General features: G+C 70.1%; 15 protein-coding genes. 10 read left to right on the top strand and 5 right to left on the bottom strand.

What is annotated here, in order from left to right; all coding sequences use genetic code 11:
* Positions 1-39: 39 nt before the first annotated feature.
* Positions 40-1,131 (bottom strand): hypothetical protein, encoded by a 1,092-nt coding sequence (locus IFR14_RS11105; RefSeq protein ID WP_194718763.1) that lies wholly within the window; start codon positions 1,129-1,131, stop codon positions 40-42.
* 133 nt (positions 1,132-1,264) lie between these two features.
* Between IFR14_RS11105 and IFR14_RS11100 the strand changes: the two genes are divergently transcribed.
* Genes IFR14_RS11100 through IFR14_RS11085 form a run of 4 tightly spaced genes read left to right on the top strand, consistent with a single transcriptional unit; the run spans position 1,265 to position 5,449 of the window.
* Positions 1,265-2,401, top strand: a complete 1,137-nt coding sequence (locus tag IFR14_RS11100; RefSeq protein ID WP_191941095.1) for a glycosyltransferase — start codon at positions 1,265-1,267, stop codon at positions 2,399-2,401.
* Entirely contained in the window at positions 2,398-3,540 is a 1,143-nt protein-coding gene (locus tag IFR14_RS11095) for a glycosyltransferase (protein ID WP_191941094.1), read from the top strand. The genes IFR14_RS11100 and IFR14_RS11095 overlap by 4 nt, the downstream gene beginning before the upstream one ends.
* The gene (locus tag IFR14_RS11090) at positions 3,537-4,571 is read left to right on the top strand and encodes a glycosyltransferase (RefSeq protein ID WP_191941093.1); all 1,035 of its coding nucleotides are present in this window, start codon (positions 3,537-3,539) and stop codon (positions 4,569-4,571) included. Before IFR14_RS11095 ends, IFR14_RS11090 begins: the two co-directional genes overlap by 4 nt.
* The gene (locus tag IFR14_RS11085) at positions 4,568-5,449 is read left to right on the top strand and encodes a glycosyltransferase family 2 protein (RefSeq protein WP_198425041.1); all 882 of its coding nucleotides are present in this window, start codon (positions 4,568-4,570) and stop codon (positions 5,447-5,449) included. Before IFR14_RS11090 ends, IFR14_RS11085 begins: the two co-directional genes overlap by 4 nt.
* Before the next feature lie 51 nt (positions 5,450-5,500).
* On the opposite strand, the gene IFR14_RS11080 is transcribed toward IFR14_RS11085, so the two are convergent.
* Both IFR14_RS11080 and IFR14_RS11075 read right to left on the bottom strand, forming a co-directional pair.
* Positions 5,501-6,301, bottom strand: coding sequence for a glycosyltransferase family A protein (locus IFR14_RS11080; RefSeq protein WP_191941092.1), 801 nt, complete (start codon positions 6,299-6,301; stop codon positions 5,501-5,503).
* On the bottom strand, positions 6,298-6,978 hold the full coding sequence (locus IFR14_RS11075) for an alpha/beta hydrolase (protein WP_191941310.1): 681 nt from the start codon (positions 6,976-6,978) through the stop codon (positions 6,298-6,300). The genes IFR14_RS11080 and IFR14_RS11075 overlap by 4 nt, the downstream gene beginning before the upstream one ends.
* Before the next feature lie 248 nt (positions 6,979-7,226).
* Between IFR14_RS11075 and IFR14_RS11070 the strand changes: the two genes are divergently transcribed.
* From IFR14_RS11070 to IFR14_RS11045, 6 genes are all read left to right on the top strand, one after another.
* Positions 7,227-8,774 (top strand): DUF3375 family protein, encoded by a 1,548-nt coding sequence (locus IFR14_RS11070; protein WP_191941091.1) that lies wholly within the window; start codon positions 7,227-7,229, stop codon positions 8,772-8,774.
* A gap of 1 nt (position 8,775) precedes the next feature.
* Positions 8,776-9,621: a DUF4194 domain-containing protein gene (locus IFR14_RS11065; protein ID WP_191941090.1), complete on the top strand. Its 846-nt coding sequence runs from the start codon at positions 8,776-8,778 to the stop codon at positions 9,619-9,621.
* Positions 9,618-12,998 carry an ATP-binding protein gene (locus IFR14_RS11060; protein WP_191941089.1) on the top strand — a complete coding sequence of 1,127 codons (3,381 nt, stop codon included), beginning with the start codon at positions 9,618-9,620 and terminating at the stop codon, positions 12,996-12,998. The genes IFR14_RS11065 and IFR14_RS11060 overlap by 4 nt, the downstream gene beginning before the upstream one ends.
* Positions 12,999-13,113: 115 nt before the next feature.
* Positions 13,114-13,800: an HAD-IA family hydrolase gene (locus IFR14_RS21195; RefSeq protein WP_191941088.1), complete on the top strand. Its 687-nt coding sequence runs from the start codon at positions 13,114-13,116 to the stop codon at positions 13,798-13,800.
* A 95-nt stretch (positions 13,801-13,895) separates the two neighbouring features.
* A complete protein-coding gene (locus IFR14_RS11050; protein WP_191941087.1) occupies positions 13,896-14,210 on the top strand; it encodes a hypothetical protein in 315 nt (104 codons plus the stop codon).
* A gap of 214 nt (positions 14,211-14,424) precedes the next feature.
* Positions 14,425-14,748: a hypothetical protein gene (locus IFR14_RS11045; RefSeq protein WP_191941086.1), complete on the top strand. Its 324-nt coding sequence runs from the start codon at positions 14,425-14,427 to the stop codon at positions 14,746-14,748.
* A gap of 19 nt (positions 14,749-14,767) precedes the next feature.
* Here IFR14_RS11045 and IFR14_RS11040 read toward each other — a convergent pair whose 3' ends face one another.
* Together IFR14_RS11040 and IFR14_RS11035 are read right to left on the bottom strand one after the other, a co-directional pair.
* A complete protein-coding gene (locus IFR14_RS11040) occupies positions 14,768-15,313 on the bottom strand; it encodes a type II toxin-antitoxin system PemK/MazF family toxin (RefSeq protein WP_342365684.1) in 546 nt (181 codons plus the stop codon).
* A 98-nt stretch (positions 15,314-15,411) separates the two neighbouring features.
* Entirely contained in the window at positions 15,412-16,641 is a 1,230-nt protein-coding gene (locus IFR14_RS11035) for an ammonium transporter (protein WP_085510852.1), read from the bottom strand.
* Positions 16,642-16,767: the final 126 nt, after the last annotated feature.

Genomic DNA, 16,767 nt, shown 5'->3' with positions numbered 1-16,767 from the left:
GACCGGAGGCCAGGGTGGTGCGTCGCTCCTGCGAGCGTGCTAAAGCGTCGGCGGGCGGTGCCGACCGGTACCGGCCGTCGCGCCCCACCAGTCGAGGTACGCGCTCGCGGTGTCCGGCAGCGCCGGGCGGAGGCTACGACCGGCGGGCAGGCGCGTCCGGGAGGGATCAAGCCAGGCCGCGGCCAACTCGGTGTGAAGCGTCGACGGGTCGTAGCGGACCATCGTCTCCGGGCGCAGTTGGTCCATCTCCGCTGCATAGCGCGAGTCGACGACGAGCGGTCGGCGGCCTGCCTCGACCCAGTCGAGCATCGAGCGTGACGCGGAGACATGGCCGTGCGCGGCCAGGGGGATGCCGGGGCGCGAGATCTGCGCGGTGAACGCCGCATCGTCGAGATATCCGGTCACCTCGAACGAGACTTCGGCGGCGCGTGCTTCCGCCTCGAGGTCGAGCACGTCGTCCTCGTGCCCGGCCGAGGGGGCGCCGATGGCACGGACGACGACGTCGGCGACCTGGTGACCGGTGGCACGGAGATCCTCCGTCGCACGCGAAGCCGCCTGGATCGCCGACGAATGACCTTTACCTGGGTAGATGAATCCGGCGATGAGGACGGTGAGTGGGCGGGCCGTTCCCGTCAGCGATGCATCGTCGGCCGTGACCGCCGCCGTCCCGATCCGGGAGCCGAGCGGAATGGCGTGCGGAACGGTCGCGGCACTGACGCCGAGGAACTCTTCAGCGAGCGCCTGCTCGTGCCGGCTGTTGACGGCCGTCGCGTGGGCGGCTGCGATGAACCGTGCGTAGGCGGCGATGCGGCGGTCCAGCATCCTGCCGTCCGAGGTCTGCGGGATGTCGTGGAGGGTGACCGTCAACTCGGTGGCGTCCGCGAGACGCTCGACGGCGTCCGCCGCCTCTTCGGGTGACCGGCCGAAGAGACGGTCGGTGACGTGGACGTGGGCACGGTCCACGCCGTCGAGCAGAAGCACGGCGTCGGCCGGGGTCGAGGCGTACACCCGTTCCGCGCGAGGGTCTGCGTGGACGACAGCGTCGGCGACGTCGATCGCGTACTGGACGACGCCGTGGTGCTGTGGGCCGACCATGAGGAGACGGGGTGGGGCTGCGATCACCTGCGTCATGGTGGTGCAGTGGGGGGCCCGCGTCAAGGGTCGCGGGCACTCTCGTCATCGGACCTATGTTCGGAGGACGGCGCCCGTATCGTGCCGACCCGTCCGCGCCTCTCGCGCCCGCATCCGTACAGGGGATCCCGCCATGCAGTCGACCGTGATGTCGCACGCCACCGATCGAGCCGCCGACCCGGCATCTCGTCCGATCCGCGTCGTCTCGATCCCGGCCGCGCACCCCTACGTCGGCCGCATCACCGCCTCGCCCGACATCGACGTGCTGAGCGATCCACCGGTCGACGGAGCGCCATCGGGCGTCTGGTGGCCGCCCGCCGCCCTCGATCCGGACTGGATCCACGACCACGCCGTCGATGCCGACGTGCTGCACATCCACTTCGGGACGGAGTCGTTCCCACCCGGACACGTGACCTCGTGCATCGAGGCAGCGCACCAGGTCGGCTGGTCGGTCGTCTACACGGTGCACGACCTCGAGCACCCGCAGCTGGAGTACCAGGGGGCATACGAGGCGCAGCTCGACGAGCTCGTCCGTGGCGCGGACGCCCTGATCACCCTGACTCCTGGCGCCGCCGCCGGCATCCGGGAACATTGGGGCCGCGACGCCGTCGTGATCCCGCACCCGTCGCTCCTGTCGGATGACGTCACGGTTCCGCTCGTGTTGCCGTCGGCGGAGACGCGGGTCGGCGTCCACCTGAAGGACCTGCGCCCCAATGTCGATGCGGTCGGTGCCGTCACCACCCTCATCGACGCGGTCGAACGCCTGCGCCGCCGTGGAGCGGACGTCGTCGCAGAGGTCCGGATGCACCATGCGGTCCGGGATCCGGAGGCACGCGAGGCCGTCCGACGGCTTGTCGGCAGATCGGAAGCCGCGCTGCTCATCGAGCACGAGCGTCTCGACGACCTCGGACTCGCCATCGCACTCAGCCGCCTGGACGTCTGTCTCCTTCCGTACCGGCACGGCACGCACTCGGGTTGGCTCGAACTCTGCTGGGATCTCGGCGTGTCCGTCGCCGTCCCGTCCGGGATCGGAGCGTACCTCGAGCAGCATCCCGACGACACGGTCTCCGCGTACGACCTCGGGGACGGAGCGTCACTCGAGCGTGCCGTCGGCGAGCTCCTCGAAGCGGATGGCGCGTCCCGAGCCGGTTCGGCCGGTCGGGGCGCGACCGTCGCTGATCGCCGTGCCCGTCGCGTCGTCGACGACGCCGTCGGTGCAGCAGCGCACGCCGAGCTGTACCGCCGAGTCATCGCCGAGCGCGCCTCGTGACGGCCGGTCCACGACTGCGCGTCGTCGTCATCGCCCCGCTGCGCTTCCCCATCCGTCGTCCACACGCCGGCGGGCTCGAATCCGCCGTGTGGTCGGAGGTCACCGCGCTTCGCGCACGAGGCCACGAGGTGACGTTCATCGGCGTCCGCGGGTCCGACTTCGTCGAGCGCGGCAGCGTCTTCGAACTGCCGGAATTGCGGTGGCCGCGGTGGTCCTCCCCCGACGACGAGCGGTATCCCCCGGGCCACATGACCCGATCCGTCCCGGCATTGCGTCGCGCGCTCGAAGCGATCGCCGCTCGGCCAGGGCGATACGACGTCGTGTCCAACCACTGCCTGGACGCGCTCCCGGTGGAACTGGCACCTGAGCTGGGCGTCCCCATGATCACCACCCTGCACACGCCGGTCGACGAGGCCGTCGCCGCAGCAGCGAACCGGGCCGGTTCCGACGGCAGCCGGTTCCTGGCGGTGAGCGAGTTCACCAAGCGCACGTGGGCGACGGCCGGTGTCGAGTCCGAGGTGCTCCTGAACGGCATCGATCCGGATGCCTGGCGGGCAGGCCGAGGCGGTGACGACCTCGTGTGGTTCGGACGGGTCGTCGCGGAGAAGGCTCCGCACCTCGCGGTCGACGTCGCCCGCCGACTGGGGCGACGGCTCGTCATCGCCGGTCGCGTGGGCGATCCGGTGTACGCCGAGCGCGTCCTGTCGCCGCTGCTGGGACGTGACGTCCGACATGTCGGGCCGCTCGACCCGACGCGTCTCGCCACGCTCGTGGGGCGGAGCGCGGCAGCGGTCTCGACACCGGCATGGGCCGAGCCGTTCGGTCTCGTCGCACCGGAGGCGCTGATGACCGGGACCCCGGTGGTCAGCTTCGCCGTCGGCGGCGTGCCCGAGATCGCCCAGGCGAGTGTCGGTATGCAGGTCGTCGCACCAGGAGACCTGGCGGCCATGGCGGACCGCGTGGACGGGTTGATCCGGCAGTCGGAGCTCGACCGGGGATTCCGCGCCTCGATCCGGGCATCCGCCCTCGCCCGGTTCTCGCTCGACGCCAGGGTGGGCCGGCTCGAGGAGCACTTCGCCGCGCTCCTCGGCGACTCGCCCGTGCTCGGTTCCGGTCGCGTCGACGAGTTCAGCTCGTGAGGCCCCGCATCGGTTGGTACGTGCACCACCACGGACGGGGGCACGTGACGCGTCTGCTCGCCGTCGCACCCCACCTCGACGCCGACATCGTCTGTTTCAGCTCGTTCCCGGCTCCGGTGGGACTCCCCTCGAACTGTTCCTGGGTGGTGCTCGACCGGGATGACGACGTGCCGGACGGCGCGTCTGCCCCGGACGACTGTGATCCGACCGCGGAGGGCTTGCTGCACTGGGCGCCACTCGGCCATGCCGGTCACCGTGCTCGTCTTGCGACCATCGCCGCCGCCCTCGCTCAGCAGCAGATGGACGCGATGGTGGTGGACGTCTCCGTCGAGGTGGTGCTCCTCGCACGCCTGCTCGGTGTCCCCACCGTCGTCATGGCACAGCCGGGCCACCGCGACGACGAGCCGCACGCGCTTGCCTTCCGTGCGGCGTCGACGATCATCGCCCCATGGCCTCACGGCGTGCTACAGCTGGAGCACCTGCGTCCCGTGCAGAACAAGGTGGTGTACACCGGCGGCATCAGTCGCTTCGAGGGACGCGAGCGGACGTCCGCGGAAGCCGGGCGCAGCGGGGTGCTCCTCCTCGCCGGGGCCGGGGGTTCCGCGGTGTCGCGGGATGCCGTGGAGGAGGCCGTACGCGCCAGCGGTCGCGATTGGACCTCACTCGGCACCGGTGCCGGGTCCGTCTGGACCGACGACCCGTGGGACGCGCTCTGCCGGGCGGAGGTGGTGGTGTCGTGGGCCGGTCAGAACGCGATCGCCGATCTCGCCGCGGCCGGCGTCACGGCTGTCGTGGTCCCACAGGAGCGCCCGTTCGGCGAGCAGGTGTCCACCGCACATGCACTCGAGGCCAACGAGCTGGCGGTCGTGCGGGCGTCCTGGCCCGACGCCGCGGACTGGACGGGCATCCTCGACCGGGCCTCGGAGTTCCAGCCCGACTGGTCTCGTTGGCAGGTGGCGGGCGCCGCCCGACGAGCTGCGGAGGCGATCGAGGCGGTCGCGGCCGGCGATCCTGCAGGGGGTTGGCGATGAGGACATCGATCGTGACCCTGTGCTCGCTCCCACGACTCGGGCACCTCGAACGGCAGCTCGAGGCCGTCGGGGCGTTCATGCCGACGTCGGGCGACGTGGTGGAGCGACTCGTCGTGTGGATCGGTGACGACGCACCACCGGCTCTCGATGCGGAACTGACGGTCCACCTCCCACCGGGGCCGGACGGGCTGCGCCTCGCTGCGGGTCGGAACGCCGGTGCCACGTTGGCCATCGAGCGCGGTGCCGACCTCATCGTGTTCCTCGACGCGGACTGCGTCCCCGGGCCTGCACTGCTCGACCGCTACCGTGAGGCGTCCGATCGTCACCCGGGCGCCGTCCTCTGCGGCCCGGTGACCTACCTGCAGCCAGGCGTGGACGTCACCGACCGCCGCGCATTGGCGGCGGCGACGGCACCGCATGCGGCGAGACCGAACCCGGACGACGGCTCGGAGCGCGTCGCCACCGAGGACGAGTACCCGCTGTTCTGGTCGTTGTCGTTCGCGACGAGTGCGTCGACGTGGTCCCGGACCGGAGGCTTCGACGAGGGCTACGAGGGCTACGGCGGCGAGGACACCGACTTCGCGTTCGCCCTGAACGCGGCGGGGACGCCACTCGTGTGGGTCGGAGGCGCCCACGCCTACCACCAGCACCACGAGACGCAGCGCCCGCCCTGGCAGCACTTCGACGACATCCTCCGCAACGGCGCGCGGTTCGCCGACCGGTGGGGAACCTGGCCGATGACCGGTTGGCTGGAGGCGTTCGCTGAGGCCGGCGCCGTGCGGCGGGCGGGTGACGACTGGGTCCGCGTTCAGTCGACCACCCCGAGCCGTCTGTCGATCGCGACCACCAGCGTGGTGGCGACGGGGTCCGGCGCGTAACGGTCGACCGGGCAGTGCCGTCTCGTCGGCCGCCGCCCGGGGCATCACTCGTCAGCGACGAAGCGAGCCCGGTGAACCGGTGCGCAGTCGTGTGCCGCGCTGGAGCCACCGGACGGCGGGCAGCTCCTCCGGCCAGTGCACACGCAGGGTGGTCCAGCCCCGACGCATCCGGAGTGCGAGTGAACCGGCATCGGTGAACGGGCGCATCGAGATCCCCATCCCGAGCGACCGGTCGTAGCGCACGCGTCGGTGGAGACCCAGATGGGCCGAGACGTCCAGATCGTCGTGCAGTTCCGCATCCTCGCGGTGCACCGCCTCGGCGATCTGGTCCCACGTCGTGCGCCGGATCGCACAGTTGGATCCGAAGATCGGGACCTGGGCGAGGGCGGCTCCGACGAAGAGCCGGTACGCCCCGAGGTAGAGGCCGGCGAGCGGTGCTCGGAGCGGGCGGGGACCGTCGATGAAGACGGCGGGGCCGGTGAGCGCCTCCAGCTCCGGGTCCGTCGCGAACGCCTCGGTGATCCGGGTCAACCAGTCCGGCGGCGGCACGCAGTCCGCGTCGAGTCTCGCGACGACCGTCGCCGTCGCGTGGTCGAAGCCGGCTGCGTTCGCAGCGGGGATGCCGGGCATCGGCTCATCGATGAGGACCGCGCCGTACCGCTCGGCGATGGCCGCGACCTCGGCGCGATCGCGGCTGCCGTTGTCGACGACGATGATCGATGCGGGTCCGGTGTGCTGCGCGCGCAGTGAGCGCAGACAGCGGCGCAGGAGCGCGGCATCGTCCTTCACCGGAACGACCACGTCCACGGTCGTGGGCGGGTGGACCGCGGTCTTGAACGTCTCGATCGTCATGCGTCCCGCCCGTCCGCCAGCAGCTGTGCCTCCGCGAACACCCGCGGGTCGGCGAGGATCCGGAAGTGGCCGCCGGTGTCGAGTTCCACGTTCTTGGCACCGTCGAGTCGGCTGCCGCCCGGGATGTGCGGATCGAAGCGCCCGTAGACGGAGACGATCCTCGGGTTGACGGTCGCCTCCCGGGAGAGCGCGAGGATCGTCGGGTCGTCGGGCGTGAAGATGCGCAGGCTCGGGAGGAGCATGAGCCTCGCGTACCGCGATCCGGCGAACGGCGCCGCGACGGCGAGCATCCCGGAGATCCGGGCTCCCCCGCCGCCGAGCGACATGACGTACTTGCCGACGAGCCCGCCCTTGCTGTGCGCGAGGAGGACGACGTCGCCGAGCCCGTTCGCCTCGAGGTAGTCGGCGACGAGTCGTGCCGCCACCGGGACCGAGCGGTCGTTGCGTCCGAGCGGGTCGATCACGTGTACCGGGTGTCCGTCGTCGTGGAGTCGGCGGATGAGCGGCTCGAGGAACCGCCAGGTCTCGTAGACGCCCGGGAGGACGACGATCGGCGACCGGTCGCCGGACAGGAAGTCATGCGGATCGGTGCGGCTGACGAACGCCCGGAGCTGCCAGACGAGCGCGTAGGCGTAGTCGCGCGCCCACCAGCCGAGCGTCCGCAGCGCGGACCGGATCACCGGCGATCACCGTTCGCGTGGCTCAACCGTCTCCCCGCAGGACCTGGGGGCATCGCTCTGTTCCCATGTCCTCACCGTAACCGGACCACCCGGCCTCACCCTGGACCTTGACAGCGGCCGGACCGGACCCGGGCTGATCGGGACCGACGATGCTCGGCGTGGCTCACCACGGGTGCGGTGCGCTGATAATCTGGCAGCTGCGGTGGCCTCGGGGTGTTCGTGTGCCCGGACGATCGAGGAGTGCAGTGGGAGAGATCGACGCAGAGTTCGGCCGCGTCCGGGACGCGCTGGAGCGTCCCGCGATCCGGCTGCTGAGCCGACCGACGGCACCCGCGGTGGTCGCGATCTTCCGTACCACGTTCGGCCGCGACGTCCAGTTCGTCGCAGCGGACCGCTTCCACCTGCAGGTCGAGGAGTACCTCGGCGAACTCGCGGCGCGCGGTGCGCGGATCCCGGCCGGCGGCGATGAACGCGGTGGCGGACGGTCCCTCTGCCGGGAGTGGGTCCACGACCAGTGGCTCGTCCGGACCAGCACCGACGACGGCGAGGAACAGTACTCGCTCACCTCGCACGCGCTCGAAGCGGTCTCGCTCGTCGACGGACTCGCACACGACCGCGCCCTCATCAGTGAGTCGCGCCTGACCATGATCCTCGACTCCGTGCGCCGATGGGCGCTCCAGGCCGACCCGGATCGTGACGAGCATCTGCGTCGTATCGACGCGCAGCTCGCCGAGCTCCAGGCGGAACGCGAACGGGTCGCAGCCGGCGGCATCGTCGTCGCGGCGAGCGATGACCGGATGCAGGACGGCTACGCGAACATCGCCGACCTCATCCGTCAGCTCCCGAGCGACTTCCGCCGGGTCGAGGAGTCGGTCATCGCGATGCACCGGCGGATCGTCGAGGACTTCCGGAACGACACCCGTCCGATCGGCGAGATCCTGGACGACTACCTCCGGCGCACCGACGAGCTGATGACGGCGACGGCCGAGGGTCGGGCCTTCGAGGGCGCTTTCGAGCTCCTCCGCAACGACGATCTGCTGCAGAACCTCAAGCGCGACCTCTCCACGATCCTCGACCACCCCTTCTCGTCCAGGCTCGGGCCCGCGGAGCTCCGTGGCTTCCGGGGTGCCGTCGGGATCATCCGACAGGGGATCGACGACGTCCTCGCGCAGCGTCGGCGGCTCACCGCGACGCTCCGCGACCACATCGTGCATCACGACGTCGTGCAGGACCGCGAGCTCGACACGACCCTGCGAGCGTTGAACCAGCGCCTCGGCATCTGGATGCGGACTGCGGGACCACGCGCCACCGTCGACTTGCCGCTCCTCCCCGAGACCATCGACATCCAGCACCTGCGCGAGCGGTTCTACGATCCGGACGTCGAGGTCGCTCCGCCGCCGATCGCGACGTCCGTCGAACGGACCGACGGCGCGGCGATGTCGCTCGACACCCTCCGGTCGCAGGGCGGTCCGCTCCTCGACGAACTCCGGGCCGGACTTCTCGACGCGGTGACCTCCGGTGCCGAGGACGCCCATGTGGCGTTCTCCGGGCTCGATCCGGAACTCCGACGACCGGTGGAGCTCTTCGGCCTCGTCCACCTCATGACCCAGCTGGGCACGTACGACGAGCAGGCACCACGCCGTCGCTACGAGACGGTCCGTCCGGACGGGACGACCACCGCGTTCGAACTCCCGGCCTTCCCACTGGGTGAGGCCGGTGTCGCAGCGCTGACGCGAGCCACGACGACCACGACGACTGCTCCGGCCGACCAGGCCGGGCGCGGAACGGAATGACATGACCTCCGAGACGGATCCCACCGTGACGGCGACGACGGATTCGACGTCGGACGCCCTGACGACGGACGGACTCGACGCCGTCGCACCCGCCGACGCGCCGGTCGCCGGCCCGGACGACGACTCGTTCGCCCTCTTCGAAGGGGACGAGGGACGCCTCGACGCCGCTCAACGTCGTGCGCTGGTCGCTCTGCTGAAGCACCGCTACGTCAGCCCCGCGCTCCAGCCTGCCGAGTGGCGGACGGTCCTCGAGTCCGAGTCGCTGCTGCGGTCCCGCCTCAACGAGCTGTTCCTGGAGCTCGAGGTGGACCGCTCGGCCGAGGTCGCCTTCAAGCGCCAGGCGGGCTCGGAGAGCGGGCGGCGTCCCTTCCCTACCCTGCTGCACGACACCAGCTACAGCCGCGAGGAGACGATCCTGCTCGTCTACCTGCGGACGCGTCTCCGGACCGAACTGGCCAACGGTGCACGGGCCGCGATCGTCGAACACGACGAGCTCCTCGGCTTCGTCGCGAGCTTCCGGCCCGAGCACGCCACCGACCGCGCCCGCGACGACGGACGCGTCGAGCGCGCGATCGACAAGCTGCTGACCGCGCGCGTCCTGCTGCGGACCAAGGACGCCCGCCGCCACCGGATCGCGTCGGTGGTGGAGACGCTGCTCCCCCTCGAGCGCCTCCAGGAACTCCTGGAGTGGCTCGAAACGCAGACCGCAGCTGTCGATCCGGCCTCCGAACAGCCGCGAACCGATGCCGACGCGGACTCGGACGACGAGCCCGACGGCACCGCAGCCGAGTCGCAGGACTCCCCCGACGACCAGACCCAGCCACAAGCAGCAGAGGACGACCGATGAGCCGCTCCACGGACACCGACACCCTGCTGGACCTCGTCGAGCAGTGGCGCATCGAACGGATGCAGGTCATCAACTGGGGTGGGTTTGACGGGTACCGATCGGTCGACTTCGCCTCCCGCGCGACGCTCATCTCCGGCGCCTCCGGAACCGGGAAGAGCTCGCTCATGGACGCGTACCTCGCGGTCATGATGCCGTCGGACGTGCCGTTCAACGGAGCCTCCAACGACGCGGCGGTCGGACGGGCACGGAATCCCGACCAGCGCAACCTGCTCACCTATCTCCGCGGCAAGGTCGACTCGGCACGGGACCCGCAGACCGGCGCGATGCGCGACATCAACCTGCGCGGCACGGATCAGCTCACCTGGGGTGCCGTGGCGGTGACGTTCCTCAACGACGACGACCGTCGCTTCACCGTCGTGCGCGCCTACCTCGTCCCCCGACGTGCGCTGCGCACCGGTGACCTGTCGATGACCATGGCGACCGTCGACGGGCCGTTCGAGCTCACGGATCTCGAGGCGTTCGTGCCGAAGCGGTTCGACGCCGGTGAGCTCCAGGGTCGCATCCCCGGATTCGTCGTCCGCGACACCTACGCGGAGCTGTCCTACACGCTGCACACCCGTCTCGGCATCGGTGCCGGTGGCGACGGTGGTCGGGCGATGCGTCTGCTGGCCCGGATCCAGGCGGGCCAGCACCTGCCGACGGTCGACGGCCTGTACAAGTCGATGGTGCTGGAGCGTCCGAGCACGTACGACGCGGCCGACCGGGCGCTGTCGCACTTCGAAGCGCTCGACGAGGCGTACCTCGCGATGGAGACCGAGAGCCGCAAGGCTCGGGTGCTCGAGCGGCTCGGTGAGCTGCGTCGCGACTACGAGGACGGGCACCGGGCGGCTGCCGACCTCGAGCGCCTCGGCTTCACCGAGGACGGTACGACACCGTTCACCGTCTGGCGCAGTCGCGCGCACGAGGCATTACTCGATGAAGCGGTCTCCCGGAACCGGCGGGAGAAGCTCGAGGCCGGAGCCACGTTGGAGGCGGCGCGGGCACGAGCCGCTGCGGCGGGTGTCCGCGTCCGTGAACTCGAGCGGCAGGTGTCGGAGCAGGGCGGGAGCGCGCTGCGGCGTGCCGAGGAACGCCGTGAGGCCGCGGAGGCGACGCACGCCGAGGTGGCACGAGCCAGGTCGCTGTTCGACGAGCGCACCGAGGTCCTCGACGATCCGATCGAGGACGAAGCCTCGTTCCGGCGTGCGCTCGGCCGCAGCGAGGACTTCCTCGCCGACGACGACACCGCGCTCGACGCCATCGAGACCGATCGCGCCCAGCTGCATCGCGAAGCGTTCCCTCTCGAGGAGCGCAACACCGAGCTCCGCCGTGAGCTGCAATCGCTTCGCGGCCGTGACGGCGCGGTCCCCGATCGACTCCACCGGGCGAGGCTCGCCCTCGCCGAGGCAGCCGGACTCGATCCGGAACAGCTGCCGTTCGTGGCCGAACTCATCGACGTCGCTCCCGCCTATGCCGCCTGGCGTCCCGCGATCGAGGTCACCCTGCACGGTCTCGCGAGGACCGTCCTCGTCGACGAGGAACACCTCGATGCGTTCGGCCGCGCGATCGACGCCGTCCGGATCCCGGTCCGCCTGCAGTTCGAAGGTGTCCCGCTGCATGAGCCGTCCTCCCCGGAAGCGGGTGACCCCGCGTTCATCTCCGGCCGCGTCACATACCGCACCTCCCCGTTCAGCACGTGGATCGAGCAGCGCGTCACCTCGGACCGGATCGACGCGCGGTGCGTGGAGTCTCCGTCGGAGCTCTCGGGCGGCGGTCGCCGCGTGACCATGAACGGCCAGCTGCGTGACGGCCGCCGCGGCTCCCACGGCGACACGGGCGGCGCACCGATCCTCGGCTTCACCAATGAGGCACGCATCGCGTCGATCGAGGCGGAGACGGCCGAGATCCGTGGGCGCCTCGAGCTCATCGCCGGTCGACAGGCCGGCATCCAGCAGCGGCTGTCGCGTCGTGAGGCCGAGCGGGCCGCCCACCGGTACCGACTCGACACCGAGTGGGCCAGGATCGACGTCGCCGGAGCTGCGGCGCATCGTGACGCCGCCGCGGCCGAGCTGGAGCGTCTGCTCGACGCCAGTGACGTCCTGCAGGAGCTCCAGGGCTCGGTGGCGGCCGCCCAACGTGAACTCGACGCCGCCAACGCCGAGCGGTTCCCGGCCGAAGACCGTGTCAGACGCCTCGACGAGGAGCACGGGGTCCTCGTCGATCAGCAGGACGCGGCGACGACGGTCATCGACCGCTTCGAGCGCTCCGAGGTGGAGGAGGTCTCCCCCGCCGACGTCGATCGGATCGAAGCCGCCCTCGCAGCGGTGGGCGGCGTGCCGTCACTCGGCGGGTTCGGCGACGCGATGAAGCGGCTCCGCGCCCGGCTCGGTGACGAGTTGTCGTCGGCCGTCCGCCAGGCGGAGCAGGCCGCGCTTGCACAGGTGCACGTGTTCGAGCAGTACCAGTCGATCTGGCACGACCCCAACCTCGGCACGACGCTCGAGTCCTATGGCGACTACCGGGCGATCCTCGACGGCATCCTCGGCACCGGTCTCCCCGAGCGCCGTCAGGAGTGGCGCCGTCGGTTGTCCCAGTGGAGCGGCGAGGACCTGGTCCCCCTCAGCAGCACGTTCGACAGCGCCGTCGAGGAGATCGAGGACCGCCTGGTCCCGGTCAACGACATCCTGCGCGACCTGCCGTTCGGACCGGCGCACGATCGGCTGAAGATCGTCCTCCGCCGGGTGCATCGCGAGGAGGCCTCCGCCTTCCGGCGCGAGCTTCGGGCGCTGTCGAGCGAAGTCACCGCGAACCTCGACGACGACGAGTTGGAGGCCCGCTTCCAGCGGCTCCGCCGGTTCATGGAGTCGATGCGCGACACGGGTGCCGGGTCCCAGTCGACCCGCGAACAGGTGCTCGACGTGCGCCGTCACGTCGAGATCACCGCCGTGCGGTACGACACGTCTGGGCAGGACGTCAGCGTCTACTCCTCGCTCGGCGACAAGAGCGGTGGCGAGACCCAGGAGCTCGTCGCGTTCATCGTCGGCGCTGCCCTGCGCTACCAGCTCGGCGACGAGGACCGCCCGCGTCCGAGGTTCGCACCGGTGCTGCTCGACGAGGGCTTCATCAAGGCGGACTCGGAGTTCGCCGGCCGTGCGGTGGTCGCCTGGCTGCGGCTCGGCTTCCAGCTCGTGATCGGGGCACCGCTCGACAAGGTGACGGCGCTCGAGCCCTACATGGACCGGCTCCTGTCGATCCGGAAGGATCCGGAGACCCGACACGCCTGGGTCGCCGAGATCGAGCGGTCGGCTCCGGTCGAGCCGCTCGAACGCGTCGGATAGGCAGGAAGAGCCGACGACCCACCACCATGGGCGGTGATCGATCCCTTCGGTTGCGGCGCTGAGCTAGGTTGCTGGGACGAGCGAGTGCAGCGGTGATGGAACTTCCGGTCAGCCTGTGCGCGCGACGGGCCCGGCTGAGGCGCGACCGTCGCACCACTCGGCTGCGCGCCCGAGCGCGGTGCTCCTCGACTTCCACAACACCTTGGCGGTCGTCCGGCCGGTGGCCGAGTGGATCGACGAGGCGAGCGACCTGGTCGCGGGTGGGCCTGCGCCGGGGAAGATCCCACGTGAGCGGATCCGAAACGTGTGGGTTGAAGCCAGACGGCTGTTCCCGGTTCTGGACTGGGACCTCGACCCCACCGCGCATCGGCACGCCTTCGTCTCGACCCTGAGCCATGACGACGCGATACCGATCGACGTCGCCGAAGCGCTGTACGCGGTGATGCCGAACCAATGGGTGTTGAACGCAGGCGCATCCGACTTCATCGCCCGAGCATCAGCAGCGGGGACGCGTCTCGGGATCGTCTCGAACATCGCGCTGGACATCCGCCCCGCGCTCGAACGATGGGGTATCGCCACTGCATTCGACGCGGTGATCCTGTCCTACGAGGTCGGCTATGTGAAACCCGATCAGCGGATCTTCCGACTGGCCGCGGACGCGCTCGGCGTCGATCCGACGGACTGCCTCATGATCGGCGACTCAGCGCACGACGATGTCGGCGGTGCCGCCTTGGGAATGCCGTGCCTGATCGTGCCCCCGGACGGGACGTGGCGAGCGTTCGCCCTGGCGAGCCCGTCGTGAACCAACTCGCCCTCGCAGCTGACACGCAGACGCGGCACGGTTGATCTTCGCCACGCCGGGAGTCCGTGCGGGCCGCGTTGGCTGTCATGCACTGCATGGACACCTCGCTCGCTCCGTTGGTGATGTTGATCGTGTTCTTCGGATCGTTCTTCATCTGGATGCTGTGCATGCCGTGGTTCATCCACCGCGAGCGACACAGTCAGCATCGGCAAGCGAAAGCGGGCGTCATCGGCGTTGTCGATGAGGTGTTCCACCCAGAGGCTCATGAAGCGCACGTCGTGTGGGAGGCGCAAAAGGAGATGCCCGCCCCGGCTCCACTCGTCGGCGACAAGCTCTTCCCGAGGGGACGGATCACTCTGGACCTGCACGAGCACGGAGATGCTGCCCAAGTCGGTTCGCCGCGTCGCTGACGTCGCCCGCCCCCTCGGCCAGCCCGTAGCTGCCGTTGGGGTGTGACAGGGGCGGCTGTGAGCATGTCGTGGACGGCTCTCTGGCAAGCTCGCATGTCACCGCCGACATTGCCCAGATGCCCACCGAAGTCCGCGTACGTCTTCGTCCCCGATGGAGCGACGTGCCGCGCCGACGCGCCTTGACATCCCTCAGAATCGAACATATGTTCGAAACATGTCCGACCGGCCCGCTGCCCCGCCGATCCGCATCGGCGAGGCCGAGTGGATCGTGATGCGAGAGATACCCGACCGGCCGGCCGGTCTCGTGAAGTACTTCGCTCCGAGCGGCGCTCCTGCCTACTTCCGCTGCGTCACCTGGGCTCCGCGGTCAGAGGACCGCCGACTGATCGGTCGGTTCGCGACGCTCGCCGAGGCGGAGCGTGCCGTGCCGGGTGGCCGCCGGTCCGCCGCACCGGCCACTCCCAGCTCCGCGGACGCCTGGGAGCACGGGCAGGTGCCGTGGGACGCCGCGCCGCGCCGGAGCGACCGATACGCCTGAGCGACCGGTCGCTGGTCGGTCAGCGCCACCCGTACCGCGAACGGAGCCCAGTGGCGACTCGGGCGAAGCGATCACGCGGGACCTGAGCCGCCTCCCGTCGCATCCCGTCGGGGTGCACACGGAAGACGCGGTCGAGGTTCGCCCAACTCGGACGGCCGGCACTGTCCCATCCGCCGGTGCCGAGCGGCACGAACTCACCGTCCTGCGAATGATCCTTGCTCGTCAGCTGCACCGCCAGCACCCAGCCTCCGGTCGAGCGCGCCACGATGAGCACCGGACGGTCCTTGCCACGTCCGTCGCGCTCCTCGTACGGCACCCAGGTCCAGACGATCTCGCCGGGATCAGGGTCGCCGTCGATGGACGGGGCGTAGTCGATGGACACGGCGCCCACCGCCCGCGGATCGACCTCGACCGTCGCCGTCCGGCCTGAGCGTCCAGGTGAAGCGGTGGTGGTGGTCGGTGGCGTCGCGAGGCCGGCGGTCCGCACCGCACTGGAGGCGGCGCGGGTGGAGGGGCCCAGGAGTGCGTTCGCGACGCGGCGGATGATCGAGGTGAAGGTTGACACGCCGTCACCCTATCGTCCGCGGCTCCCACCGCAGGGGACGCCGAACGGGCGCCGTCCTGGTGGACGACGCCCGTTCGACGAAGCAGAGGCGGTCGAGGTCAGTCGACGAGGGCGTACCCCTCTTCGCCGTGCACGGAGGTGTCGACGCCGGCGATCTCGTCCTCGTTCTTGACGCGGAAGCCGATCGTCTTCTCGATCGCGAAGCCGATGACGAAGGCCACGATGAAGGAGTAGATGAGGACGGCGAAGGCGGCGATGGCCTGGACCGCGAGCTGCTCGATGCCGCCGCCGACGAAGAGGCCGGTCTCGGTCGCGAAGAAGCCGAGGTACAGGGTGCCGATGAGGCCACCGACGAGGTGGATGCCCACGACGTCGAGGGAGTCGTCGAAGCCGAGCTTGAACTTCAGCTCGACGGCGATGGCGCAGACGGCGCCGGCCACGATGCCGAGGAGCAGCGCCCAACCCGGGGTCAGGTTCGCGCACGCCGGGGTGATGGCGACGAGACCAGCGACGGCACCGGAGGCGGCGCCCACCGAGGTCGCCTTGCCGTCCTTGAACTTCTCGACGACGATCCAGCCGATGATGGCGGCCGCGGTGGCCCCGACGGTGTTGACGACGATGAGTCCGACGTTCGCGAGCTCGTTCAGCCACTCGGCGCCGGCGTTGAAGCCGAACCAGCCGAACCACAGGATGGCGGCTCCGAGGAGGGTGAGCGGCACGTTGTGCGGCTTCGTGATGCCCTTCTGGAAACCGATGCGCTTTCCGAGGACCAGGGCGAGGGCGAGGGCTGCGGCTCCGGCGTTGATGTGCACCGCGGTTCCACCCGCGTAGTCGATGACGCCGATGCCTGCATCCTCACCGAAGAGCGTGGTGCCGAGGTTCATGATCCAGCCGCCGCCCCAGACCCATGCGGCGATCGGGAAGTACGCGATGGTCGCGAAAAGGCCGGCGAAGATCATCCAGGAGCCGAACTTCGCGCGGTCGGCGATGGCGCCGGAGATAAGCGCGATCGTGATGATCGCGAAGGTGGCGCCATAGGTCGCTCCCACGAGGTCGGTGTTCGCGGTCTCGCCGCTCGCGAGTGCGGTCATCCCGAAGTCGGAGAACGGGTTGCCCGCGAACTCCAGCGGGCTGCCGACGGCCGACATGTTGAAGCCGTAGAGGATCCACAGCACGCTGATGAGGCCCAGTGCGCCGAAGCTCATCATCATCATGCTGACGACGCTCTTCGCCTTCACGAGGCCGCCGTAGAAGAATGCGACGCCGGGGGTCATGAACAGCACCAGAGCGGTTGCCGTGACTCCCCAAGCGATACTGCCTGTATCCATTGGATCTTCCTCACACATCGTGGTCTTGCAACGGGTGCCCGAGATGGTGAGGACTGGCTGAGCTCGGCCTCGCCGTCCGACTCGGTACAGCGACCAGTCTGGGGAACGGAGGTTTCCGCACGACTG

This window comes from Plantibacter sp. CFBP 8775, from assembly GCF_014839505.1.
Classification (GTDB): domain Bacteria; phylum Actinomycetota; class Actinomycetes; order Actinomycetales; family Microbacteriaceae; genus Plantibacter; species Plantibacter auratus.
The sequence above is the reverse complement of the archived record's forward strand: the minus strand, read 5'-3'. Positions and strand labels throughout refer to the sequence as shown.

What these genes read in the sequence shown, in the direction of transcription:
- IFR14_RS11050 (WP_191941087.1), top strand. Translation starts at nt 13,896, where the DNA reads ATGGACACCTCGCTCGCTCCGTTGGTGATGTTGATCGTGTTCTTCGGA.
- IFR14_RS11080 (WP_191941092.1), bottom strand. Translation starts at nt 6,301, where the DNA reads ATGACGATCGAGACGTTCAAGACCGCGGTCCACCCGCCCACGACCGTG.
- IFR14_RS11065 (WP_191941090.1), top strand. Translation starts at nt 8,776, where the DNA reads ATGACCTCCGAGACGGATCCCACCGTGACGGCGACGACGGATTCGACG.
- IFR14_RS11060 (WP_191941089.1), top strand. Translation starts at nt 9,618, where the DNA reads ATGAGCCGCTCCACGGACACCGACACCCTGCTGGACCTCGTCGAGCAG.
- IFR14_RS11100 (WP_191941095.1), top strand. Translation starts at nt 1,265, where the DNA reads ATGCAGTCGACCGTGATGTCGCACGCCACCGATCGAGCCGCCGACCCG.
- IFR14_RS11035 (WP_085510852.1), bottom strand. Translation starts at nt 16,641, where the DNA reads ATGGATACAGGCAGTATCGCTTGGGGAGTCACGGCAACCGCTCTGGTG.
- IFR14_RS11105 (WP_194718763.1), bottom strand. Translation starts at nt 1,131, where the DNA reads ATGACGCAGGTGATCGCAGCCCCACCCCGTCTCCTCATGGTCGGCCCA.
- IFR14_RS11085 (WP_198425041.1), top strand. Translation starts at nt 4,568, where the DNA reads ATGAGGACATCGATCGTGACCCTGTGCTCGCTCCCACGACTCGGGCAC.
- IFR14_RS11045 (WP_191941086.1), top strand. Translation starts at nt 14,425, where the DNA reads ATGTCCGACCGGCCCGCTGCCCCGCCGATCCGCATCGGCGAGGCCGAG.